The organism is Nonomuraea turcica (genome assembly GCF_030718205.1).
Taxonomy (GTDB): Bacteria; Actinomycetota; Actinomycetes; order Streptosporangiales; family Streptosporangiaceae; genus Nonomuraea.
Window position 1 is genome coordinate 422,782 of record NZ_JAUZQF010000007.1, and the last position, 22,679, is coordinate 445,460.

17 protein-coding genes are annotated in these 22,679 nt (G+C 70.9%); 4 read left to right on the top strand and 13 right to left on the bottom strand.

The features are described 5' to 3' along the window. Positions 1–23: 23 nt before the first annotated feature. The 10 genes from Q9G87_RS21025 to Q9G87_RS21070 all read right to left on the bottom strand — a co-directional run bounded on the left by Q9G87_RS21025 (position 24) and on the right by Q9G87_RS21070 (position 11,106). The gene (locus Q9G87_RS21025; protein WP_305918113.1) at positions 24–1,601 is read right to left on the bottom strand and encodes a dipeptide ABC transporter ATP-binding protein; all 1,578 of its coding nucleotides are present in this window, start codon (positions 1,599–1,601) and stop codon (positions 24–26) included. Then, complete coding sequence (locus Q9G87_RS21030) at positions 1,598–2,500, bottom strand: ABC transporter permease (RefSeq protein WP_305918114.1); 903 nt, start codon at positions 2,498–2,500, stop codon at positions 1,598–1,600. Before Q9G87_RS21030 ends, Q9G87_RS21025 begins: the two co-directional genes overlap by 4 nt. Before the next feature lie 7 nt (positions 2,501–2,507). Beyond that, a complete protein-coding gene (locus Q9G87_RS21035; RefSeq protein ID WP_305918115.1) occupies positions 2,508–3,413 on the bottom strand; it encodes an ABC transporter permease in 906 nt (301 codons plus the stop codon). After that, positions 3,410–5,005, bottom strand: a complete 1,596-nt coding sequence (locus Q9G87_RS21040; protein ID WP_305918116.1) for an ABC transporter substrate-binding protein — start codon at positions 5,003–5,005, stop codon at positions 3,410–3,412. The genes Q9G87_RS21035 and Q9G87_RS21040 overlap by 4 nt, the downstream gene beginning before the upstream one ends. Next, positions 5,002–6,093: an LLM class flavin-dependent oxidoreductase gene (locus Q9G87_RS21045; RefSeq protein WP_305918117.1), complete on the bottom strand. Its 1,092-nt coding sequence runs from the start codon at positions 6,091–6,093 to the stop codon at positions 5,002–5,004. Before Q9G87_RS21045 ends, Q9G87_RS21040 begins: the two co-directional genes overlap by 4 nt. A 64-nt stretch (positions 6,094–6,157) precedes the next feature. Further along, positions 6,158–7,192 (bottom strand): LLM class flavin-dependent oxidoreductase, encoded by a 1,035-nt coding sequence (locus Q9G87_RS21050; RefSeq protein ID WP_305918118.1) that lies wholly within the window; start codon positions 7,190–7,192, stop codon positions 6,158–6,160. Further along, positions 7,189–8,355 (bottom strand): LLM class flavin-dependent oxidoreductase, encoded by a 1,167-nt coding sequence (locus tag Q9G87_RS21055; RefSeq protein ID WP_305918119.1) that lies wholly within the window; start codon positions 8,353–8,355, stop codon positions 7,189–7,191. Before Q9G87_RS21055 ends, Q9G87_RS21050 begins: the two co-directional genes overlap by 4 nt. After that, positions 8,352–9,671: an NtaA/DmoA family FMN-dependent monooxygenase gene (locus Q9G87_RS21060; protein ID WP_305918120.1), complete on the bottom strand. Its 1,320-nt coding sequence runs from the start codon at positions 9,669–9,671 to the stop codon at positions 8,352–8,354. Before Q9G87_RS21060 ends, Q9G87_RS21055 begins: the two co-directional genes overlap by 4 nt. Then, positions 9,668–10,579: a glutathione S-transferase C-terminal domain-containing protein gene (locus tag Q9G87_RS21065; protein WP_305918121.1), complete on the bottom strand. Its 912-nt coding sequence runs from the start codon at positions 10,577–10,579 to the stop codon at positions 9,668–9,670. The genes Q9G87_RS21060 and Q9G87_RS21065 overlap by 4 nt, the downstream gene beginning before the upstream one ends. A gap of 14 nt (positions 10,580–10,593) precedes the next feature. Continuing rightward, entirely contained in the window at positions 10,594–11,106 is a 513-nt protein-coding gene (locus Q9G87_RS21070) for a flavin reductase family protein (protein WP_305918122.1), read from the bottom strand. Positions 11,107–11,591: 485 nt separating this feature from the next. Here Q9G87_RS21070 and Q9G87_RS21075 point away from each other — a divergent pair, with 485 nt between their 5' ends. Further along, positions 11,592–12,440, top strand: coding sequence for a tryptophan 2,3-dioxygenase family protein (locus Q9G87_RS21075; protein ID WP_305918123.1), 849 nt, complete (start codon positions 11,592–11,594; stop codon positions 12,438–12,440). A 143-nt stretch (positions 12,441–12,583) separates the two neighbouring features. On the opposite strand, the gene Q9G87_RS21080 is transcribed toward Q9G87_RS21075, so the two are convergent. Continuing rightward, positions 12,584–13,900, bottom strand: a complete 1,317-nt coding sequence (locus tag Q9G87_RS21080; protein ID WP_305918124.1) for a ferredoxin reductase family protein — start codon at positions 13,898–13,900, stop codon at positions 12,584–12,586. A 215-nt stretch (positions 13,901–14,115) separates the two neighbouring features. Between Q9G87_RS21080 and Q9G87_RS21085 the strand changes: the two genes are divergently transcribed. From Q9G87_RS21085 to Q9G87_RS21095, 3 genes are all read left to right on the top strand, one after another. Then, entirely contained in the window at positions 14,116–15,327 is a 1,212-nt protein-coding gene (locus Q9G87_RS21085) for an MFS transporter (protein ID WP_305918125.1), read from the top strand. Positions 15,328–15,464: 137 nt separating this feature from the next. Beyond that, positions 15,465–16,889, top strand: a complete 1,425-nt coding sequence (locus tag Q9G87_RS21090) for an alpha/beta hydrolase domain-containing protein (RefSeq protein WP_305918126.1) — start codon at positions 15,465–15,467, stop codon at positions 16,887–16,889. Then, the gene (locus tag Q9G87_RS21095; protein ID WP_305918127.1) at positions 16,886–18,850 is read left to right on the top strand and encodes an FAD-dependent oxidoreductase; all 1,965 of its coding nucleotides are present in this window, start codon (positions 16,886–16,888) and stop codon (positions 18,848–18,850) included. Before Q9G87_RS21090 ends, Q9G87_RS21095 begins: the two co-directional genes overlap by 4 nt. 32 nt (positions 18,851–18,882) lie before the next feature. Here the strand turns inward: Q9G87_RS21095 and Q9G87_RS21100 are convergent, their stop codons facing one another. Both Q9G87_RS21100 and Q9G87_RS21105 read right to left on the bottom strand, forming a co-directional pair. Then, the gene (locus tag Q9G87_RS21100; RefSeq protein ID WP_305918128.1) at positions 18,883–20,700 is read right to left on the bottom strand and encodes an amidohydrolase; all 1,818 of its coding nucleotides are present in this window, start codon (positions 20,698–20,700) and stop codon (positions 18,883–18,885) included. A 37-nt stretch (positions 20,701–20,737) separates the two neighbouring features. Beyond that, positions 20,738–22,609, bottom strand: coding sequence for an amidohydrolase (locus Q9G87_RS21105; protein ID WP_305918129.1), 1,872 nt, complete (start codon positions 22,607–22,609; stop codon positions 20,738–20,740). Positions 22,610–22,679: the final 70 nt, after the last annotated feature.

The following is a 22,679-nucleotide window of genomic DNA, read 5'->3' on the forward strand; positions in this document are numbered from 1 at the left end:
GCGTTATAGCCAGCATAACCTACCTAAATAGTGGAGAATTGCGGCACGGCGGCGACCAGTGCTTGCGTGTAGGGGTGGCGGGGCCGCGTGAACACGTCGTCGACGTCGCCCTCCTCCACGACCCGGCCGTCCTTCATGACCAGCACGCGGTCGGCGATGTGATGAACGACACCCAGGTCGTGGGAGATGAACACCATCGCGGTGCCGTACTCGGCCTGGAGGTCGGCGAGCAGGTCGAGCACCTGCGCCTGGATGGAGACGTCGAGAGCGGAGACCGGCTCGTCGCACACCAGCACGTCGGGGCGAGGACCGAGGGCGCGGGCGATGGCGACGCGCTGGCGCTGGCCGCCGGAAAGCTCGCGGGGGTGGCGGGCGGCCGTCTCGGGCGGTAGGCCGACGCGGGCGAGCAGGTCGTGGACGCGTTCGCGGCGTTCCATCCTGGGCAGGCGGAGCGGCTCGGCGATGAGGCGGCCGACGGTGTGGCGAGGGTCGAAGGAGTCGAGCGGGTTCTGGGAGATGAGCTGGATGCTGGGCCGTAGCGGGCGGCGCTCGCGTTCCCGCAGGTGGCTCCATGGCTGCTGGTGCAGGGTGACGTGGCCGGCGTCGGGTCGGAGCAGGCCGAGGGCGAGGCGGGCGAGCGTGGTCTTGCCCGAGCCGGACTCCCCCACGATGCCAAGGGTTTCGCCCTCATGGAGGGCGAAGGAGACGTCGTCGACGACGCGGCGCGGGCCGTACGAGCGGGTGAGCCCGGCGCCGGCGAGGACCTGGACTGACATGTCCGGGGCCGGCCGGGTCCGTGGAGCGCCGCTGGTGAGGCGGGTGCCGCGGGAGGCCGCGGACGGGACGGCGGCCAGCAACGCGCTGGTGTAGTCGTGCGCGGGCGTGGCCAGCACCTCCCGGACGGGCCCCTCCTCGACGATGGAACCGTCCCGCAGGACGAGGACGCGGTCGGCGATCGAGGCGACCACGGCGAGGTCGTGGCTGATCAGCAGCAGCGCGGTCCCGGCGGCCTTGCGCTCGGCGAGCAGCCGCAGGATCTGGGCCTGGATCGTGACGTCGAGGGCGGTGGTGGGCTCGTCGGCGATGATCAGCTCGGGGTCGGCGGCGATGGCTGAGGCGATCAGCGCCCGCTGCCGCAGCCCGCCGGAGAGCTGGTGCGGGCGCTGCCCGGCCCGGAGCTCCGGGTCGGGTATGCCTACCGCGTCGAGCAGCTCCAGCACCCGGTCCCCACGGCGGGACCGCGGGACGACGTCGTGGACGGCGAGCACCTCGGCGATCTCGGCGCCCACAGTACGCAGCGGGTCGAGCGAGACCAGCGCGTCCTGCAGGACGAGTCCGGCGAACCTGCCGCGCAGTCGCCGCCAATCGGCCGCGGCGAAGGCGAGGGCGTCCCGGCCGTTGACGCGGAACGCCGAGGCCCGCACCGCCGAGCCGGGTCCGGCCAGGCCCAGCAGGGTGCGGGCGGTGACGCTCTTGCCGGAGCCGGACTCGCCGACGATCGCCACGCACTCGCCGGGCGCCACCGACAGGGAGACCCCGTGTACGGCCTCGGTGCCGCCGAAGCTCACACGCAGGTTCTCCACGGTCACCAGTGAGGTCACGGTGTTCTCCCCTCGAAGCGGCGTTGCAGGCGGCGTCCGGCGATGGTCAGGCAGACGACGGTGAGGGTGATCGCCAGGCCCGGGAAGAGAGCTTCCCACCAGGCGACTCTCAGGTAGTTGCGGGCTTCGGAGAGCATCGCGCCCCACTCTGCGGCCGGCGGCTGCGGCCCCATGCCGAGGAAGCTCAGCCCGGAGCCGGCGATCACGGCCTGGCCGAGCCCGATCGTGGCCAGCACGGGGATCGGACCCAGCACGTTGGGCAGCACGTGCCCGGCGACGATCGCCACACGGGAGCGGCCGAAGGTGAGCGCCTGCTCGACGTAACCCGCGCGGCGGACGACGAAGGTCTGGGCGCGGATGACACGGGCATAGTTCGGGACCTGGGCGACGGCGATGGCGAGGATGACATTGCCGGTGCCGGGTCCGGTGATCGCCACGACGAGGAGGGCGAGCAGCAGCTCGGGCAGGGTGGACAGCACGTCGAACGAGCGGGCGAGTGCCTCGTCCAGCCATTTCGGCGACAACCCGGCGGCCAGGCCGAGCAGCACACCCGCGGTGACGGCCAGGGCGGTGGCGGTGACGCCGATGCTGATGGAGTGGCGGGCGCCGTACACGACCCTGGCCAGCACGTCGCGGCCGAGGTGGTCGCTCCCGAACCAGTAGGCGTCCCCCGGCGGGGCGAGCGCGTTCAACGGGTCTGCGGCCAGCGGATCAGCGGCGGTGATCAGGCCCGGGGCGGCCACGGCCAGGGCGAGGACGGCGAGGAATGCCACCGGCGCGGACCGGCGCAGGAGCGTCGCCGCGCCCGACCGGCCGAGGGCCTGCAGGTAGGGGCGGCGGGCGGGCCGGGGCGGGGGCTTGCGGGCGGGGCGGGACTCCCCGCGGGTGAGCACGCGCATCGCCGGGTCAGCCTCGTATCCGGGGGTCGATGACGCGGTAGGCCAGGTCGAGCAGCGTACTGATGGTGACGTACACGACGGCCGCCAGCAGCACGACGGCCATGACGACGGGCATGTCCCGGCCGGTCACGGCCTGCATGGCCACCTGGCCCAGCCCGGGCCGGCCGAACAGCACCTCGGTGATCACCGCGCCGCCCAGCAGCGTCCCGGTGAACCACCCGGCCAGCGTCACGACCGGGATCAGCGCGTGCCGCAGGGCGTGCCGGGCGACCAGGGCGCGTTCGGTGAGACCGCGCGCCCGGGCCGTCACCGCGAACGGCTGCTCCAGCGCCCGTTCCAGGCCGCCGCGCAGCACCTGGCCGAGCACGCCCGCGATGGGCAGGCCCAGCGCGAGAGCGGGCAGCACCAGCGCTTGCGGCCCCTGCGCCCCGGAGACGGGGAACCAGCCGAGCGTGAACGAGAACACCGACAGCAGCACGATCCCGATGAGGAACGGCGGAACGGACACCGACACCAGCTCGGCGGCGGAGGCGGCCGCGCGCGACCACCGCCCTCTGCCGGCCGTGACGACCGCGATGACGCCTGCCAGCGCCACCCCGGTCCCAGCGGCGGCGAGCGTGAGCTGGACGGTCGGGCCGATCTGGGTGGCGAGGACCTCGCCGACGCCGCGTTGGAGCTGGTAGGAGCGGCCAAGGTCGCCGTGCAGCAGCCGCCACAGGTAGTCCAGGTATTGGACGATCTCCGGCCGGTCGAGCCCCCATTCCGCGACGATCCTGGTCCGGATCTCTGGGGTGTCGGGGCCGTCGCCGACCAGGATGTCGACGGTGTCGCCCGGGGCCAGCAGCAGCGCCACGTACGAGGCCGTGGCGGCGGCCCACAGCACCGCCAGCCCGGTGCCCAATCGCTTGATCATGTGCCGATCCGCACGTCGTACGCGCTCGCCGGGGTGCCCGACGCGGGGTCGAAGCCGAGCCCCTGCACGCTCTTGTGCGCCGCGACCTGATCGGCGGGCACGTAGAGCGGGAACACGATGGCGTTCTCCGCCACGGCCGCGCGCTGGACCTTGGCGTAGAGCTCCTTGCGTTCGGCCTGGCCGGAGCTGGCGGAGGCGGCGGCGAGCCACTTGTCCACCTGCGGGTCGGCGAAGCGGGTGCGGTTGATGGCGCCCTTGGCCGGCAGGATGAGGTTGAGCGCGGCACCGACGTCGGAGTCGCCGCGGGAGTTGCCGAAGAGCTCGTAGGCGTTCTCGTCCAAGGCCTTCTGGGCGCTGCCCTGGTCCACGATCTTGACCTGGAAGTCGATGCCGGCGTTCTGCTTGACCTGGGCCTGGATGGCCTGGGCGAGGATGTCGCGGCGGTCCCGGACGAAGGGCGCGGAGGCGACCTCGCGGACCGTGAGCCGCTTGCCGTCCTTGACCCGGAAGCCCTCGGCGTCGCGCTCCTTCCACCCTGCCGCGTCGAGCAGGCCGTTGGCCTTGGCCACGTCGCCACCGAAGGAGCTCTCCAGCGTGGCGTCGTAGAAGGGGCTCCCGTTACCGACGATGCTCCACGCCCGGGTGGCGGTGCCCTGGTAGACGGACTTCAGGACGGCGTCGACGTCCACGGCCTCGCGGAACGCCTCGCGCACGCGCTTGTCGTCGAAGGGGGCGTGGGAGGTGTTGAAGTAGTAGGAGTAGGCGGTGCCGGAGTTGAGCGAGGTCTGCAGGGTCAGGGTCGGATCCTTCTTGATCAGGGCGACCTCGGTGGCGGGGACGCCTTCGATGACCTGCACCTGGCCGGAGGTGAGCGCGCCGACCCGGACGGCGGCCTCGGGCAGGAACCGGTAGGTGATCTCTGACAGGTGGGCGGGGCCCTGGTGCGCGGCTCCGGCGGGCGGCCAGTTGTAGGCGGGGTTGCGGCGGTAATGGATCTCTTGGCCCTGGACGTACCGGTCGAGGATGAACGGCCCGGTGCCGACCAGGTCGGGTCCGCCGAACTTGAGGTCCTTGGCGCTCTTGAGCGACTTCGGCGAGATCTGCCCGGCGTAGGGCGAGGCGAGGAAGTCCAGGAACAACCCGTCGGGCTCCTTGAGGGTGATCTTCAGCTGGTACGGCGCCACGACCTCCGCCTTGTCGAAGGCCTTGAGCTGGATCCCCGCCACCGCCGGGTTGTAGCCGGGCACGCGGAACTGGTCGAGGTTGGCCTTGACGGCGGCGGCGTCGAACTTCGTGCCGTCGTGGAAGGTGACGTCGTCGCGCAGGTCGAGGGTGTAGGTCAGCCCGTCGTCCGACACCTTCCACGACGTGGCCAGCCACGGGCGGAACGTGCCGTCCTCGGCCTTCGACAGCAGCGCGTCGAACTGGTTGAACACCAGCAGCCGCACCTTGTTCTGCGCCCACAGCTGCGGGTTCAGGGTGATCGGCTGCGTCTCGATGGCCCAGGTCAGTGTGGTGGTCTGGGCGATCTCGGCAGGCTGGGCGCCGCACGCGGCAAGGGCCAGCAGGAGGGTGGGGATCAGTCGCTTCACGGGCGGTTCCAGGCTTCGGCGAGCAGCTCGTACGAGCGCACGCGGTCGTCGTGTCCGTGGGTGATGGTGGTGATGAGCAGTTCGTCGGCTCCGGTCACGCGGCGCAGGACGCGCAGCCGCTCGGCCACCTGGCCGGGCGTGCCGACGAACTGGGTGTCGATCCGGTCCTTGACGAGCTCCCGGTCGGCGTCGGTCCAGACGTGCGCGTCGGCCTCTTCGGCGGCGGGGTACGGCATCGCACCCGCGCCGGTCCTGATGCTGCGAACCCACAAGCCGTACCCCTTGGCGAGGTCGCGCGCCCGCGCCTGGCTCTCGGCGACGACCGCGTCCGCCGAGACGATCACATACGGCTCGGCGAGCGCCTCGGACGGCTTGAACGCCTCTCGATAGGCCTCGACGGCCTCCAGCACGCTGGACGGGCTGACGTGGTAGTTGGCCGCGAAGGGCAGCCCGCGCTCCCCTGCGACCTGGGCGCTCTGCCCGCCGCTGCTGCCCAGGATCCACACCTGCACGTCGGCCCCCTCGCCGGGGACGGCGTGCGCCTCGTGGGTGCCGTTGAGGAAGGCGAGCACGTCGTCGATCTGGCCGGCGAAGTCCGGCGTCTGCGCGCCCGGCTGTTGGAGCAGCGTCGCATAGTGGGTGAGATGGGGATGCTTGGCCAGCCGCGACCAGTCGAACGGCGGCGGGATGAGCAGCCCGTCCACGATGCGGGCATCCTTCTTCTCGAAGGTCGTGCCCTTGGCGAGCTCGGCGCGGCGCTGCCCCGAGCGGCCTATCCCCAGGTCGATGCGGCCCGGGTAGAGCGCGTCGATGAGGCCGAACTGCTCGACCACCGACAGCGGCGTCTGGTGCCCGAGCTGCACCGCCCCCGATCCGACCCGGATCGTGGACGTGGCCGCCGCCACCAGGGCGATCAGCACGGCCGGGGCCGAGCCGGCCACACCTGGCGCGAAGTGGTGCTCGGCGAGCCAGTAGCGGCTGTAGCCGTACTCCTCGGCCCGCCGGGCGAGGTCGAGGGTGTTGCGGAGGGCGTCGGCGGCGGTGTGCCCCGAGGTGATGGGGGCGAGGTCCAGGATGGACAGCGTCATGAGACCTCCTTCGTCGGTCTCATGACGAGCGTGCTGTTTCTATTGATGACCTCGACAAGCTCGGTCATGAGGCACCTCCAGGGAACGCCCGGCTCGGGATCTCTGCCCGCAGGACGGGCGCGATCTCGGACTGGAACAGCTCCAGCGCGTCCCGGTGCTGCTTCGGGGTGAGCCCGTCGGCGTCGGCGTGCAGGTGCATGACCTCGTGCCCGAACCGCTTGTGGTAGCGCAGCACCTTGTCGATGATCTGCTGCGGGCTGCCGACCAGGATCGAGCTGCGCTCGACGGCGTCCTCCAGCGTCGGGAACACGATCGGCAGCCCCAGCTTCCGCTGGAACTCCACCCGGGCGTCGTAGATCGGCCGGTACGTGGTGATCGCCTCCTGGGAGGTTGGGGCGGCGTAGTAGCCTGCCGTGCCCGCCCCCACGAGCGCGTCGGCAGGGTCGCGGCCGTAGTACGCCCAGCGTTCCCGGTAGTGGTCGATCAGCTCGGCGTACGGGTCGATGGGGTTGGTGACGTTGGCGGAGAACAGCGGATCGCCATACTTGGCGGCCAGGTCCACCGACTCCTTGCTGGTGGCGCTGCCGTGCCAGACGCGGATCGGGCGTTGCAGCGGCCGCGGCCAGGTCTCGGCCTCGGTGAGAGACGGGCGGAACGTGCCCTCCCAGGTGACCTTGTCCTCCCGCCACAGGCGGCGGAACAGCTCGTACGACTCCCGGTTGCGCTCCCATTGGTCCTCGGCCGTGACGTGGAAGAGCTTGGCCTGCGCCGCGCCGTTGCCCTTGCCGATGATCAGCTCGAGCCGGCCCCCGGACAGGTGGTCGAGCGTGGCGTAGTCCTCGTAGGCCCGCACCGGGTCCAGCAGGCTCAGCGTGGTCACCGCGGTGAACAGCCGGATCCTGGACGTCCTGGCCGCGATGTGGCTGAGCACCACCGGCGGCGAGGAGGAGATGAACGGCCGCTCGTGCCGCTCCCCCACGCCGAACCCGTCGAAGCCGAGCTCCTCGGCCAGCACCGCGTTGTCGACGACCTCGCGGAAGCGTTCGGTGGGTGATCGGTCGTCGTTATGCACGATCAACGTAATGAGCAGGAATTTCATGACACCTCCGCGTAGCGGCCGGCGGGACGCGGCAGGCCGAGCAGCCCGCGCAGCGTGGCGGCCTCGTACGCGTGCCGGAACGCCGCGCGCCCGCGCAACTCGGCGGTCAGTCCCCGGGCGATCTGCTCCAGGTCGTACGGCACCGCCCCTGGGCGCAGCCGGAACCCCTGGATCCCGGCCCGCCGCCACTCCAGCAGCACGTCCGCCAGCTCGGCGGCGGTCCCGGTGAAGATCGCGGCGTCGGAGACGAGCTCGGCCCCGTCCAGTTCGTCGAGCCGGGCCTTGCGCCCGGCCGCGTCGTCGCCCAGGAAGACGACGAGATCAGCGAAGATCTTCAGCTCGCCGGACAGCTCTCTGACCTCCTCGACGATCGCGCGGGCCTGCTCGGCCGAGTGCGGCGTCACATACACGAGGTCGGCGCTGCTCGCGGCGAACTCGTACGGCAGCCGCGCGTGCGCCAGCGCGGTCACCACCGGTCGGCCCTGCGGCGACCGCGGCGTGATCGACGGCCCCTTCACCGAGAAGAACCGGCCGGCGAAGTCGATGGAGTGGAGCTTGTCCCGGTCGATGAACCGGCCGGTGGACACGTCGCGGATCTCGGCGTCGTCCTCCCAGCTGTCCCAGAGCCGCCGCGCCACCTCCACCGCGTCCGCGGCCTCGGCGAACAGGTCGCGCACGTGCGGGTCGGCGGACAGATCCACGCCGCCCGGCCGGTTCAGTAACCGGTCGAGCGGCGGGAACTCCCGGCGGCCGAAATGCCTCGCCTCCGAGGCCCGCGGGGAGATCTGGGCCCGCCACCCGGCCCGGCCGCCGCTGACGTGGTCGAGCGTGGCGATGCCGATGGCCACGTGGAACGGCTCGGTGTGCGTGGTGGTGGCCGTCGGCACCAGCCCGATCCCGTTGGTGAACGGGGCCAGCCGGGCCGCGAGCAGCACCGCGTCGAACCGCCCCCGCACCTGATCAGTACGGTCGTCGTCGCCGTCGGAAGGGGTGGACTGCAATCCCAGGGCGTCCTCGATGGTGACGAAGTCAAGCAGCCCACGCTCGGCCTCGGCCACGAGTCCCGCCCAGTAGCGGGCCGAGAAGATGTCCGCCGGCGTCTCGCGCCAGGCGGCGGGGTGCCAGCCCGCGCCGTCCAGCGCCACGGCCAGGTGCAACGTCATGCCAGCTCCAGGTGCTCTCGAAGGGTGGAGCCGGTGTAGCCGGCCCGGAAGGCGCCCCGTTCCTGCAGCAGCGGCACCACGCTGTCCACGAACTCGTCCAGCCCGCCCGGCGTCAGATGGGGCACGAGGATGAACCCGTCGGCGGCCTCCGCCTGCACGTGCTCGTCGATCTGCCGGGCCACGCTCTCGGGGGTGCCGATGAACGTCTGCCGCCCGGTCACCTCGATGACCAGCTCACGGATCGACAGCCCCTTCTCCTCGGCCAGGGCCCGCCACTTGGCGGCCACGGCGGCGCGGTCCTTGATCGGCACCCGGCCCTGGGAGACGCCCTCCGACAGGTCGGGCTCGACCTCCGGCAGCGGACCCTCCGGGTCGTAGGCCGACATGTCACGCCCCCACACCTGCTCCAGGAACGCGATCGCGGTCTGCGGCCCGACCTGCTGGCGGCGGATGCGGGCGGCGTTCTCCGTGGCCTCCTCCTCGGTGTCGCCCAGCGCGAACGTCACCCCGGGCATGATCTTGAGCTGGTGCTGTTCGCGCCCGTACCTGGCCAGGCGGCGCTTGACGTCGGCATAGAAGCGCTTGCCTTCCTCCAGCCGGCCGTGCGGCGTGAAGATCACGTCGGCATGGGCGGCGGCGAACTCGCGGCCCTGTTCGGAGTCGCCCGCCTGGATGATGACCGGGTGGCCCTGCGGGCTTCGGGGCAGCGTGAACCGGCCCTCGATCGAGAAGTGGGCGCCCCGGTGCTCGACCGTCCCGATGCCGCCATCCCGTACGAACCGGCCCGCCGCCGGATCCGCGACGATCGCGTCCGGCTGCCAGGAGTCCCACAGCTCCCGCGCCAGGCGCACGAACTCGGCCGCCCGCTCATAGCGCCGGGCGCGGTCGAGGAAGCCGCCGCGGCGGAAGTTCTCACCGGTGAACGCGTCGGAGGTGGTCACCACGTTCCACGCGGCCCGCCCCTCGCTCAGATGGTCGAGCGTGGACAGGCGCCGGGCCAGTTCGTACGGCTCGTTGAAGGTGGCGTTCACGGTCCCGGCGAGGCCGAGCCGATCCGTCACCGCGGCCAGAGCGCTGAGCACGGTGAGCGACTCGGGCCGGCCCACCACGTCGAGATCGTGGATGCGGCCCTTGAGCTCGCGCAGCCGCAGCCCCTCGGCGAGGAAGAAGAAGTCGAGCTTGCCCCGCTCGGCCGTCTTCGCCAGGTGAACGAACGAGGCGAAATCGATCTGGCTGCCGGAGCGGGGGTCGGCCCAGACGGTGGTGTTGTTCACGCCCGGGAAGTGGGCCGCCAGGTGGACCTGCTTGCGCGTCATCGGCCCCGCCCGTGCGGGGCGTCCCAGGCGGCGGGCAGGCTCTCGGTCGTCTCCCGGAAGGCCGGGCGCTGGTAGAGGTCGCGGGCGTACGGCCAGAGGTAGGCGAAATCGGTCAGCTCACGCTCGCTGATCAGGTGGCCGCGGTTGTACTCGCGGTCGAACCTGGCCAGCGTCACCCAGAGCCGCACATCCGCCTCGGTGATCGTGTCCCCGGTCAGGAAGCGCTGCTCGGCCAGGCGTTCGTCCAGCCGTTCCAGCGCGGCGACGACCCGGTGGCGCTCCTGCTCGCGATCGTCCTCGGTGGCGGCGCGGGCCACGCGTGAGACGCCGGCGTTGATGTCGTAGTAGATCCAGCCGTTCAGCTTGTTGATCTCCGGGCGCAGCGCATCGGGGTACAGGTCGAGCGACGGGTCGGCCCACTGCTCGAACCGGGTGGCCAGGTCGATCGTGATGTCGGGGAAATTGTTGCTGACGATCCGGCGGCTCTGCCGGTCCCACAGCACGGGAACGGAGATGTGGCCGCCGTACCCTTCCTCGGTCGCCTCGTAGGCCTGCTCCAGCAGGGTGAAGCCGTTGACCGGGTCTGGGCCCCGGCGCTCTCTGAACGCCCAGCCACGGCCGTCGCGCTCGTCGTCCACGTACGACAGCGAGACCACATCCTCCAGGCCCTTGAGCTTGCGGACGATCGCGGCGCGGTGTGCGTACGGGCAGACCCAGGCGACGTAGAGGTGGTAGCGGCCGGGCTCAGCGCGGAATCCGCTGGAACCGTCGGCGGTGATCCGCCCCTGGAACGGGTAGAGGGGGCGGTTCCAGCCGGGCGAGAGGTGCAGGCGGCCCGGGCCGTAGTGGCCGTAGGCGGCGTGGTCGACGGGGGTCGCGTAGACCGGCGTCTGCGTGGTGATGGACACGGGTCCTCCGGGGGTCAGGAGTCAGGGTGGGCCAGGAAGCGACCGAAGCGGCCCTGGTGGTAGAGGAGCGGGCGGCCGGGGCGCTGCACGTCCACCTCGGCCACCAGGCCGACCACCAGGAGGTGGTCGCCGACCTCGGCTCTCTCATAGGGCAGGCAGATCAGGTGAGCGGAGACGTCCTGCAGCAGCGGCGCGCCCAGCGGTCCGGGCCGCCAGAGGGTGGGGGCGGCGAACCGGTCGATGCTCTTGCGGGCGAACCGGGCCGCCAGCTCGGCCTGGTCACTGGCCAGGATGTTGACCGCGAAGTGGTCGGCGGCGCCGAGCCGCGGCCAGGTGGTGGAGGAACGATCCACATAGAAGGACACCAGGGGCGGTTCGAGGCTGACCGAGGAGAAGGACGTGGCGGTGAGTCCGACGGGAATGCCGTCGTGCTGCGCGGTGATGACCACGACGCCGCTGGCATGGACGGCGAGCGCCTGCCGGTACTGGTCGGCCGCGACGGCGCGGTCAGGGAGAGTGTCGGTCATGCGAGCGCCCCCGTCCTGTCGGGGTGGCCGGATGTCACTGATGAAATGATCACGAGAGAGTTCCTCACGGGAGTAGGCATGCTCACGCGGCGCCTCGGCGGCTGTCCGGACGCGGAGACGGATGACGGGCGTGGACGGCGTCGGCCACGCCGGGAGCGAGAGGGTGGGATTCGGCGGCTACGGGTCCGTGATCAACGACACTGCGCGCTGGCGACGTGGCCGTAATCCACGTGGGGGCGCCTGGTCAGGAGGAAGCCCTTGCTCATACTCACGACGCTAAGCCGCAATCCCCAATAAGTCAACATTTCCTACTGGTTTAGAGGGTTAGTGCCGGCGGAGCACTTGCCATATCGGGACACAATCCCGCATCATGCCTGGTGGGCTCGACGCCGTACCGAGACGGGCGGGCCCGAGGGGACCGGGGCTCCAGTGCCGAGAGGAAGGGAGCGGACCGCTACCCGGTGGCACTCCTCAAGGAGACAGCGATGTCGCATCGCCCCGAGTCCCGAGAAGCCGGTGTCGGTTCGGAGTCCCCGAACCTCGACTTCGCGGGCACAACCCCCTATGAGGACTACGTCCGCGCGGACGTCCTCACCCACCTCCAGCACCCCCTCTCCGACGACCCCGGAGAGATGGTGTTCCTGGTCACCACTCAGGTCATGGAGTTGTGGTTCACCGTGATCGTCCATGAATGGGAGACCGCCGGCCGCGCGCTGCGCGAGGACCGGCTGCCGGTCGCGATGGACGCGCTCAAGCGCAGCGTGCGCGAACTCGAGGCGCTGAACGCCTCCTGGCGGCCGCTGTCACAGCTCACCCCCACCGAGTTCAACGCCTACCGAGCCGCGCTCGGCGAAGGCTCGGGCTTCCAGTCGGCGATGTACCGGCGGATGGAGTTCCTGCTCGGCGAGAAGTCGTCGTCCATGCTGGTGCCGCACCGGGGCGCGCCGCGCGTCCATGCGGAGCTGGAGAAGGCGCTGCACCAGCCGAGCCTGTACGACGAGGTGCTGGGGTTCCTCGCGCGGCGCGGTCACGCCGTACCGCGGGCCGTCCTGGAACGTGATCTGTCGCAGCGGTACGAACCCTCGGCGGAGGTCGAGGAGGTGTGGGCGGAGATCTACTCCGGCGATTGGGACGCCGACCTGGCACGGCTCGGCGAGGCGCTGACGGACGTCGGCGAGCTGGTGTGGCGGTGGCGCAACGACCACCTCGTGGCGACCCGGCGCGCGATGGGCGCCAAGACCGGAACCGGAGGCTCGGCGGGCGTGGCCTGGCTGGAGAAGCGGGCCGTGAAGTACGTGTTCCCCGAGCTGTGGACGGCGCGCAGCCGCGTCTGATCCCACGCATCCGCCGAACTCTCAGGAGCCGATGCGCTACACGTTCTTCGCCACTGCGAAGGCCGCTGAGGCGACGATGAGCAGGATGCCGATGAGGATGACCGCGCGTGTGGTGTAGACGTGACGCATCGGCGTGCTCCCGATCAGACGAAGACGAATCGTTCGGTGTGGATGTGCGCCGCCGGTACGCCGAGTTCGGCAAGGGTGGATTCCATGGCATCGAGCATGGGTGGCGGCCCACAGATGAAGAACTGCATCCGCGCGTAGCGTTCGGGGAGGTGCCGGTGGAGCAAGGCCTGGTCGATGCGGCCCCGTTCACCCGTCCAGCCCTGCGGCGGGTCTTCCAGAACGTGCACCAGGGTGAGGTTGAGCCGTTGTTGCAGCTGCTGGATCTCTTCGAGAAATGGGGTGTCCTCGAGTGTGCGGCCGGCATAGAACAGCCGGCAGGGCCGCTGGTCATCGCGGTCGGCAAAGGTGCGGAGCATGCTCATCATCGGGCCGATGCCGATCCCGCCGGCGATCAGTACGAAGCCCGGGCCCTCGTTACGGTCGGGAGTGAAGACGCCGTAGGGGCCGTCTACATAGGCCCGGGTGCCGGGTCGCAGTCCCGCCACGCTGTTGGTGAAGTCGCCGATCGCCTTGATGCTCATCTGCACCCTGCCGTCGGCCTCCGCGCTTGAGGAGAACGAGAAGGGGTGCTGGGTGAGGGCGAAGGGAGAGCGTCCCACCGTGATCCATCCGAACTGTCCAGGCTCGAATCTGAAGCCCTCGTGCCCGATGGGACGCAAGGTGATCGTCGTGGTGGCGCCTCGCCCGGCGGTGACACTCTCGACTTCCCATGGCCGCCGGAGGCGGCGAAGCGGGCGGACGAGGCGCACCCAAACGATCAGGCTGGCGAAGGCAGCCGTCATGACCACCCACAGCACCTGCTTCCACGGCGTATCGACGTAGTAGCCGACCAGTTCGATGTGCGTGAGAGCGAACAGCACGGACGCGATGGACAACAGCAGGTGCAGGCCATGCCACACCTCGTAGCGCAGGCGGAACTGCCGCCTCCAGACGGAGGTGAGCATGATGGCCAGCACGCAGACGGTGGAGATGACCGCGAAGCGGGCCCGCCAGGGCGCCGTCACCGGATTGAACAGGGCGATCAGGCTGATGTCCTGGATCAGCAGCAGCGCCGGATGAGCCAGAATGAAGAGGGTCGCGACGTAGGATATTTGCCGGTGGAATTGCACCACCGCGTCTTCGCCGAATGGCGCGTTGGCGGATTGGAAACGCGCAACGAGGGCGAACTGCAGTCCCATCATCGACAGCCCGACGAAGCCCAGGGCCACCGAGAAATCGATGAGGAACCCGCGCCCGGGCGGACTGTCGCCAAGCAGCGCGAAGACCAGAGGGACGACGGCCACGGCCACGTACGTTCCGGTCCAGAAAACTCCCCGGGCGGCCAGCGACATCGCAACGGACTCCCCCCTGCCCGGCACGACCGTATGGCCAGGGCCTACCCTTTGCTCACATGGCCAACGCCCCGTAAGCCTTAAAGGCGATACAAATCCCCACGTACCCCGGGATCCACCGATTCCCCAGCGGACCGGCTGGAGGGGCGCCGCTCCCCTATCGCGCGGACTCCAGAACTGCCCGGACATCCGAACTCCCACGGAGACCTGTCTACATGGACCTCGCCACGCGCCGGCGCCGGCAAGCGCTGTTCCTGTTCTTCTTCCTTCCAGGAATCGCGATGTCGTCGTGGGTGACCCGCACCCCGGACATCCGCGACCGGCTGGAGGCGTCCACCGGGCAGATGGGCTGGGTGCTGTTCGGCCTGTCGCTCGGCTCCATGATCGGAATTCTGTGCTCCGGACGTCTCGTCTCCCGTTACGGGACCAGGCCCGTCATCGGCGTGGGAACCGCGCTGGTCATCGTGAGCATGGCCGTCATCAGCGTCGGCACTCTCCTCTCGTCCGCGCCGCTGGTCATGGCGGGGCTCTGCGGGTTCGGCGCGGGCATGGGGGCGGGTGACGTCGCCGTCAACGTCGACGGCGCCGACGTCGAACGGATCAGTGACACGACGACGCTGCCCACCCTGCACGGCTGCTGGAGCCTGGGCACCGTCATCGGCGCCTGTGCGGGCATCGCCGCCACGGCCGCCCGCCTCCCGGTGCACTGGCATCTGGCAGCGGTCACCCTGATCGCGGCCGCGATCTTCTGCTACGCCATCCGCTCCATCCCCGCAGGCACCGGAGTCCTCGCACCAGACCAAGCCGGCGCCGGCGCCGGCCACCCACGGCCGAAAGTCTGGAAGGACCGCAAACTCCTCCTGATCGGTGTGATCGTGCTGGCGATGGCCCTGGCGGAGGGATCCGCCAACGATTGGCTGCCGCTGCTCATGGTGGACGGACACGGCCTGGACGCCGCGTCCGGATCTCTGGTCTTCACCGGGTTCGCCGCCGCCATGACCATCGGCCGCTTCAGCGGCACGTTCTTTCTCGACCGCTTCGGCCGGACCACCGTCGTGCGGGCCAGCGCCGTCTCGGGGGCGCTGGGCCTGATCCTGGTGATCTTCTCGGACAACGCCGTGCTGGCCGGAGCGGCCGTTCTGTTCTGGGGACTCGGCGCCTCACTGGGCTTCCCCGTCGCGCTGTCGGCCGCGGGAGAATCGGGCCCGGATCAGACCGCCCGTGTCAGCCTGGTGGCCGTGATCGGCTATATCGCCTTCCTCGTCGGCCCGCCCGGGCTCGGCTTCCTCGGCGAGCAGTGGGGCCTGCGCTCAGCCATGCTGGTGGTGCTCGCCTTCGTCGCCTCCGTCGCCTTCCTGGCACCTGCGGTCGACACACGCCGCCGTTCCGCCGCGGCAGCAGCCGTACACGCTGACGACATTCCCTGAACCACGCGTGGGCAGGTGAGCCATGCCCGGAAGCCGCCGTGAAGGCAAGGGCTTGTCTGGGTTCGCCGCGCTGGTTACGCTCAAAACCTCTCAGCGGATCATATGGTCCACCTGGCGGACCTGGCCTCGAGGTGCACATGCGCAGCAAACTGTCGATCGCCGCCCTGACCGGTGCGTTATTCCTCGCGCTGATCACTACACCCGCCCTTCCCGCGAATGCCCACGTCGGCGGACCTGCCGCCCTTCCCACCGTGACCGGCCCGATCCCGTCCACCGGCCAGCCCCGCGACCACCCCTTCTTCGCCACCGACCAGGATCTCGGCAAGGCCGGGTATATCGAGGAGGAGTACTTCATCGACGGCACGGCCAGCCGCTACACCACACCCGACCAGGCCACCGGCACGGTGGTCGACAGCGGTCACCACTACAGGACGCGCATCGTGGTCCGCCGGCCGATCTCACCGGCGAAGTTCAACGGCACGGCCATCGTCGAGTGGTACAACGTGACCAACAACTTCGACTACGAGGTCATGTGGTCCCGCTCGTTCCGCCACATCCTGGACGAGGGATACGCGTGGGTGGGCGTGAGCGCCCAGCGCAATGGCGTCCACTCCCCCACAGGCCTGAAGGCGTGGAACCCGGCCCGCTACGGCAGCCTCGACCTGACCGCCGGCGGCGCCGTCACCGACGACGGTCTCGCCTACGACGTCTTCAGCCAGGCCGCCAAGGCCTTGACCGAGCCACGGGGCGCGCGTCCCCTCGGCAACCTGAAGGTCAGGACGCTGATCGCGACGGGTCAGTCCCAATCGGCCTCGAGGCTGGCGGTCTACGCCAACTCGGTGCACCCGCTCGCGCCCGTCTACGACGTGATCACCGTCGTGGACGGCGGCACCCAGATCCGCACCGACCTGACCACGAAGGTCTTCAAAACGGCCAGTGAGTACGACGTGCTCGCCAACCAGGCCGCCCGCCGCCAGCCCGACAGCGACCGCTACACGTACTGGGAGATCGCCGGCGCCTCGCATTCCGACCGGCACGCCTACCTTGTCAACAACCCGATCCGGCGCCGGGACGCCGGCGTGTCCGGCCTGCTGGCCGGGCCCACCGCACCATGCGTGTCCCCGGCGCGCAGCAACGTCCCGTACGAGTACGTGCTGAACGCGATGTTCGACCACTCCGTACGCTGGGCGCGGGAGAACCGGCGGCCGCCCGCAGGCCCCAAGCTCGAGACCACCGACGTCACCACCAGCCCCGCCACCGTGAGCAGGGACGCCTACCAGATCGTCCGCGGCGGTATCAGGCTCGCGGCCGTCGACGCGCCGACCGAACGCAACACCGGCTGGAACCTCGGCCTGACCGACGCCACTGCCAGCGCCTGCCGCCAGGGCGGAACCTGGATCCCCTTCGACGAGACCACCCTCGGCGAGCTGTATCCGAGCCACCGCGACTACGTGGCCAAGGTGCGCCAGGTCACCGAGCGGAACCTCCGCGACGGCTTCATCACCAGGCGGGACGCCGACCGCACCATCCGCGACGCCGAACGCTCCCGCGTGGGGCGGTGACCCCGTGCCGAAAGGACGACCATGACCGGGAGCGCATCGGCCGTCGGCTCTCCCTTGACGATCGGGCGCCTGCGCCTGCGCAACCGGTTCGTCGCGGCACCGATGAACGCAACTATTGCCAGACCGACGGCACCGTCACCGACCGCTACGTCGAGTACCTGGTCCGGCGGGCCCGTGGCGGCGCGGCCCTGGTGTTCACCGAGGCGAGCTACGTCCGAGCGGACGGCAGGGGCAGGCTGCGGCAGATGGGGGTCGACGACGACGCGCGTATCCCCGGCATCACCCGGCTGGCCGTCGCCGTCCGCGCCGCCGGCGCCCTGCTCGGTGTGGAGCTGAACCACGGCGGCCGCACCGCCCAGGCCGCCGTCAACGGCTATCAGCCGGTCGCCCCTTCCCCTGTCCCGTGTGGTCCGGCCGGCGGCGAGATGCCTCGGGAACTGGCCGCCGAGGAGGTGTACGACCTCGTCGAGGCGTATGGCCAGGCGGCCCGGCGGTGCCGTGAGGCGGGCGTGGACGTGATCTCCCTCCACGGGGCGCACGGCTACCTGGTGCACCAGTTTCTGTCCCCCGCCTTCAACCTGCGTACCGACGAGTTCGCCGACCCCGTCCGCTTCCTCAACCTGGTCGTCGAGACGGTCCGCAAGCAGGCGGGTCATGACCTGGCCGTCGGCCTGCGGCTGTCCGCCCACGAGGGGTTCGACGGCGGCCTGACCGCCGAGCGCACCTTCGAGCTGATCTCCCGCGCCCGCCTGGACCTGCTGGACTTCCTCGACGTCTCGGCGGGCTGCTACGAGGCCGGGCAGTGGATCGTCCAGCCCGGCGAGTGGGAGCGTGGCCTGCTCGCTCCGCACGCCGAGCGCTACCGCACGTTGGGACTGCCGGTCGGCGTCGCCGGCCGGATCAGCACCCCCGAGACCGCCGAGGCCATCGTGGCCGGCGGCAAGGCCGACTTCGTCTCCCTCGCCCGCACGCTCCACGCCGACCCCGACTTCCCGCGCCGGGCCCTCGCGAACGAGTCCTACCGGCCGTGCATCGCCTGCAACTCCTGCATCGACCAGCTCGGCACCGGTGAGCCCATCCCCTGCTCGGTCAACTCCGAAGCCGGCCTGGAGTATCTCGGGATGCCGAGCGCCCCCGCCGTCAAGGCATCGGTGCTGGTGATCGGCGCCGGCCCGGCCGGTCTGGAGACGGCGCGACGCCTGGCCGAGCACGGCCACCGCGTGCAGGTGCTGGAGCGCGGGCAACAGGTCGGCGGGCAGTTCGCTCTCGCCTCCCGCCTCCACGCATTCCCGGAATATCACGGCATCCTGCAGTGGTGCGCCGCCGAGCTGACCCGGCTCGGCGTCCCGGTCCGCACCGGCATCCTCGTCACCGAGGAGGAGCTCGCGCGGTATGACCCGGACGCCATCGTGCTGGCCACCGGAGGCACCGGCCACCGGCCCGAGATCCCCGGCATACGGCTGCCCCACGTGATCGACATCCGGGACTGGCTCGCCCTCGGTCAGGACACACCCGGCAGTTGCGTCGTCTGGGGCGCCGACCGCGAAGGCGTGGCCGTCGCCGACCATCTCGCCGCCGCTGGATCACACGTGCTGTTGATCGGCCCGCAGCCGTCTCTCGCGCCCGGCGTGGGTCGTCGCGCCAAGATGCTCACGGTGTCGCGGCTGACCGGCAACGCGAGCGTACGCATCCTGCTAGAGGCCGCGATCCTGGCGATCGAACCGGACCGGCTGCTGATCCGCACCGATGGGCGCGAGACATGGCTGCCGGCATCCGGTCCACTGCTGGTCTCCCACGGCGTCACCCCGCGGACCGACCTGCTCGCCGCCTGCCAGGCCCGGCGGCCCCCGCTCGGCGTGTACACCGTCGGAGACGCCGGCGGCAACGGCGGCTCGATCCATCGGTGCTTCCTGTCGGCGGAGGAGGCGGCCCGCTCCATCGCCGAGGCCCTCAGCTCGTGATCCGTTCACGGCTCTCGAGCTGAACCGCGTCCCTATGCGTGCGCTATCCGGCAGCAGCAGTTCCCGCCCTCCAGGCAGGCAGTGCCGCGGGCGTGCCGTCGTGAGGCGGCCGTGGTGTACGCGGCGGCGGATGCCTCGCGCCGGTACACCACCTCCCCACCCAGCACGGTCGCGTCGATGGGCAGGTTGATCAGCTCGTGCGGGTCGACGCCCAGGACGTCGCCGCCGACCACGCAGATGTCGGCGGCCTTGCCGACGTCGAGCGTGCCCTTCCAGCGGTCCGCATGATCCTGCCAGGCGGGCGTCCGCGTGTACGTCGCCAGGGCCTGGCGGACGGTGATGCGCTCCGCCTCGCCCGCCACGCCGCCGAAGCGCCCCTCGCGCAGCACCGCGCTCTGGACGCCCTGCAGCCAGGTCGGGAACGTCACCGGCGCGTCCGAGGCGCTGGTCACGTTGACGCCGAGGTCGAGTGCGGTGCGATAGGGCCATTGGTAGTCGGTGCGGGCGGTGCCGAGGACGGGATCGAGGGTGCGGCCCAGCAGATACTTGATCGTCGCGTTCATGTTCACGCCGATGCCGCGCCCGGCCATCGTCCGGAGCGTCGCCTCGGGGGTGAGGTCACCGTGGATGACGTAGTGGCGCGGGTCCCCGCCACGCCGTCCCATCGCCTTCAGGTATCCCGCGACGACCGCGTCGATGGTGGCGTCCCCGGTGGCGTGTGTACCGACCTGGAGCCCCTTGGCGTGGGCGATGGCGATGAGCTCGTGCAGGTTCGCCACCTGTTCTTGCACAGTGGAGCCGGCGATGACCAGGCTCCCGTTGCTGCCGTCGAGGTAGGGCTCGTGCAACCAGGCGGTCTTGGCCGCGGTCGGGATGCCGTCGGCGAAGATCTTGACGCCCGCGACCCGTAGCCGGCGCGGGTCCACGCCTTGGAGCGGCCGGTAGGCGGCGAGCGTCTCGCGGAGCAGCCGCGGCTCCACACCGGCCGAGAGCAGGGCCGTGAGGCGGACGCCGAGGGCGCCTTCGCGGGCTTTCTTCTCGTACATCGCGAGCCGGTCGGGCCCGATGCCGGGCTCGGTGATACTGGTGATGCCCAGGCTGTGCAGGATGCGGATTCCGGTGTCGATGCCCTGCGAGATCTCCTCGTCGGTGAACGGCGGGATCAGCCGGCTCACCAGGGCCTGTGCGGTCTCACGGAGCACGCCCGTGGGCTCGCCGTCCGCGTCCTTCTCGATGACGCCGCCGGCGGGCGGCACCGTGTCCCGCGTGATCCCGGCCAGTCTCAGGACGACCGAGTTGACCGCCATCGCGTGCCCGGAGAAATCGGTCAGGACCACCGGGTGGTTCCCGGACACCGGGTCGAGGTCGGCTCGGCGCGGTGGACGGGGCAGGCGGTTGTCGTTCCAGCCTTGCCCCCGGATCCACGAGTCGGGGGTGGCCGCCGCCTGGGCGGCGCCGCGCACCACCTCGACGAGCTCCTCGACGGTCGCGGTGTCGACCTCGTAGGTGAAAGGCGGGAAGTCCAGGCCGAAGCCGCCGAGGTGCAGGTGGGAGTCGTTGATGCCGGGCAGCACCGTCCCTCCGCCCGCGTCGATCACCTCGGTACGCCTGTCGGCGAGCCGGAGCACCTCCCTGCTTTGCCCGAGCGCCTGCACGACGCCGTTCTTCACGGCGACCGCCTCGGCGATGCGGAATCGCTTGTCCAGGACGAGGACTCGCGCGTTGTGGATCACCAGGTCGGCGCCCCCTTGGGAGGCGTTCGCCTGCGCCGTCTGGGCGGGCAGCAGCCCCGCGGCGGCGAGGGCGGCTCCGCCCTGCAAGAACCGCCGGCGGTCGAATCGGTTGTGCATGTCCATCACCTTTTGGGGAGTTCGAGGCAGGGAGGGGTCAGCAACTGGCGCACAGGTGCGCGGGGTTCGGGCGGCTCGCCCAGCCCACGCCCTGCGCCGCGGCGGCGGCCGCTCGGGCGGAGGCGTCGGCGGCGTCGTACGCGACCGCGCCGTCCACCACCGTCAGCGCCACGGGCAGGGCCGAGATGTCGTGCGCGTCCATCGCGAGCCGGCCGCGTTCGTCGATCAGGTGGCCGTCCAGGACGCAGAGGTCGCCTGCCATCCCGTGGCGCAGCGAGCCCTTCCAGTGTTCGGCGTGGTCCTGCCAGGCCGCCGACGTGGTGTAGGTCCGCAGCGCCTCGTACAGGCCGATGCGCTCGTCCGGGCCCGAGACCGTCCCGGAACGCCCTTCACGCAGGAGTGCGGTCTCCAGCCCTTGCCGCCAGTCCGGTGTCACGTTCGGCGAGTCCGACGCGCTGGTCACCCGCACTCCGGCGCGCAGCGCCGAGCGGTACGGCGTCTGGTAGGCGGCTCTGGCGTCACCCACGACGCCGGGCTGGGTGTCGGCGATCAGCTGCTTGATGTTCGGGTTGAGGCTGACGCCGCACCCGTGCTCCGCGAGCGAGCGGAGGGTCTCCGGCCAGGCGAAGTCGCCGTGGATGACGTAGTGCCGCGGATCGCCGTGCCGCCGCGACCGTATCGCCGCCGCGTACGCCGTGGCCACCGCGTCGATGGCGGCGTCCCCGGTGGCGTGGGTGCCGAGCTGCAGGCCGGCCCGGTGCACGAGGGCGATCATGGCGGTGAGCTCGGCGACCCTCTCCTCGTCGGTCGAGCCGACGGTGACCAGACTGCCTCGCCCGCCTCCGGTGTACGGCTCGCGCATCCACGCCGTGCGGCTGGCGATCGGCACGCCGTCGGCCCGGAGTTTCACCCCGGCGACGGCGAACCAGCGCGGATCGACGTCGCGAAGCGGGCGGTAGGCCGCCAGGATCTCCCCCACCTGGGCCGCGGACACTGGATACGTGTCGTTGGCACGGCTGAGCAGCGCGGTGACCCGCATGCGCAGGACGCCGGAGCGCGCTTTGTCCGCGTAGAGCCGCTGTGCGACCGTGCCGATGCCGGGTTCGGTGTAGCTGGTGATGCCGTGGCTCAGCAGCAGCGCGATGTTCTTGTCGATGGCATCGGCCTGCTCCTGCTCGGTGAACGCGGGAATGTGCGCGTTCACCAGCGCCATGGCGGTCTCGCGGAGCACTCCGGTGGGTTCCCCGTCCGCGTCCTTGACGATGACGCCGCCGCTGGGCTCGGGCGTGTTCCTGTCGATGCCGGACAGTTCCAGGGCCTTGCTGTTCACCCAGAGTTGATGGTTGGACCAGTCCAGCAGCGCGACGGGATTCCCCGGCGACACCGGATCGAGATCCTTTCGGGTGGGCGGCCTTCCTTCGGCGAACGCGGTCTCGTTCCAGCCCTTGCCGCGGATCCAGGCGCCGGCGCCCGCCTGCGCGACGGCCGCCGCGACCTTCTGGGCGACGTCCGCGATGGAGCGCACCGCGGACTCGCTGACGTCGACGTTGTACGGCGGCAGGGCCAGCCCCGTGCGCAGGCCGTGCAGGTGCGCGTCGTTGATCCCCGGGAGGACCGTCCGCCCGCGCAGGGCGACCACCTCCGTACGCCGCCCGATGAGGCGCCGGACGGACGCGTCGTCACCGACCTGGACCACCACGCCGCCCTTGATCGCGATGGCCTGGGCGACGGCGCCGTCCGCGGTCATGGTCATGATCCGGCCGCCGTGCAGCACCAGGTCCGCCGCCCCGTCACGGCCGGATTCCCTTTCCTGCCCGGCATGGGCCGGGCTCACCTGCAGGGTGGCACCAACGGCTCCGGCCGCCGCCACCCGCATCACTTGCCGCCGACTGACTGCATTGCTTGCCATGCGGACTCCTCACGAGCGGACGGCCGAAGCACCAGGGGCTCGTTTCGCCCACGTCGTCCGCTATGGGATC

Excerpts from the sequence above, each read along its gene's own strand:
- Q9G87_RS21030 (WP_305918114.1), bottom strand. The coding sequence starts at position 2,500 with ATGCGCGTGCTCACCCGCGGGGAGTCCCGCCCCGCCCGCAAGCCCCCG.
- Q9G87_RS21035 (WP_305918115.1), bottom strand. The coding sequence starts at position 3,413 with ATGATCAAGCGATTGGGCACCGGGCTGGCGGTGCTGTGGGCCGCCGCC.
- Q9G87_RS21045 (WP_305918117.1), bottom strand. The coding sequence starts at position 6,093 with ATGACGCTGTCCATCCTGGACCTCGCCCCCATCACCTCGGGGCACACC.
- Q9G87_RS21050 (WP_305918118.1), bottom strand. The coding sequence starts at position 7,192 with ATGAAATTCCTGCTCATTACGTTGATCGTGCATAACGACGACCGATCA.
- Q9G87_RS21055 (WP_305918119.1), bottom strand. The coding sequence starts at position 8,355 with ATGACGTTGCACCTGGCCGTGGCGCTGGACGGCGCGGGCTGGCACCCC.
- Q9G87_RS21060 (WP_305918120.1), bottom strand. The coding sequence starts at position 9,671 with ATGACGCGCAAGCAGGTCCACCTGGCGGCCCACTTCCCGGGCGTGAAC.
- Q9G87_RS21070 (WP_305918122.1), bottom strand. The coding sequence starts at position 11,106 with ATGACCGACACTCTCCCTGACCGCGCCGTCGCGGCCGACCAGTACCGG.
- Q9G87_RS21075 (WP_305918123.1), top strand. The coding sequence starts at position 11,592 with ATGTCGCATCGCCCCGAGTCCCGAGAAGCCGGTGTCGGTTCGGAGTCC.
- Q9G87_RS21080 (WP_305918124.1), bottom strand. The coding sequence starts at position 13,900 with ATGTCGCTGGCCGCCCGGGGAGTTTTCTGGACCGGAACGTACGTGGCC.
- Q9G87_RS21085 (WP_305918125.1), top strand. The coding sequence starts at position 14,116 with ATGGACCTCGCCACGCGCCGGCGCCGGCAAGCGCTGTTCCTGTTCTTC.
- Q9G87_RS21090 (WP_305918126.1), top strand. The coding sequence starts at position 15,465 with ATGCGCAGCAAACTGTCGATCGCCGCCCTGACCGGTGCGTTATTCCTC.
- Q9G87_RS21100 (WP_305918128.1), bottom strand. The coding sequence starts at position 20,700 with ATGCACAACCGATTCGACCGCCGGCGGTTCTTGCAGGGCGGAGCCGCC.
- Q9G87_RS21105 (WP_305918129.1), bottom strand. The coding sequence starts at position 22,609 with ATGGCAAGCAATGCAGTCAGTCGGCGGCAAGTGATGCGGGTGGCGGCG.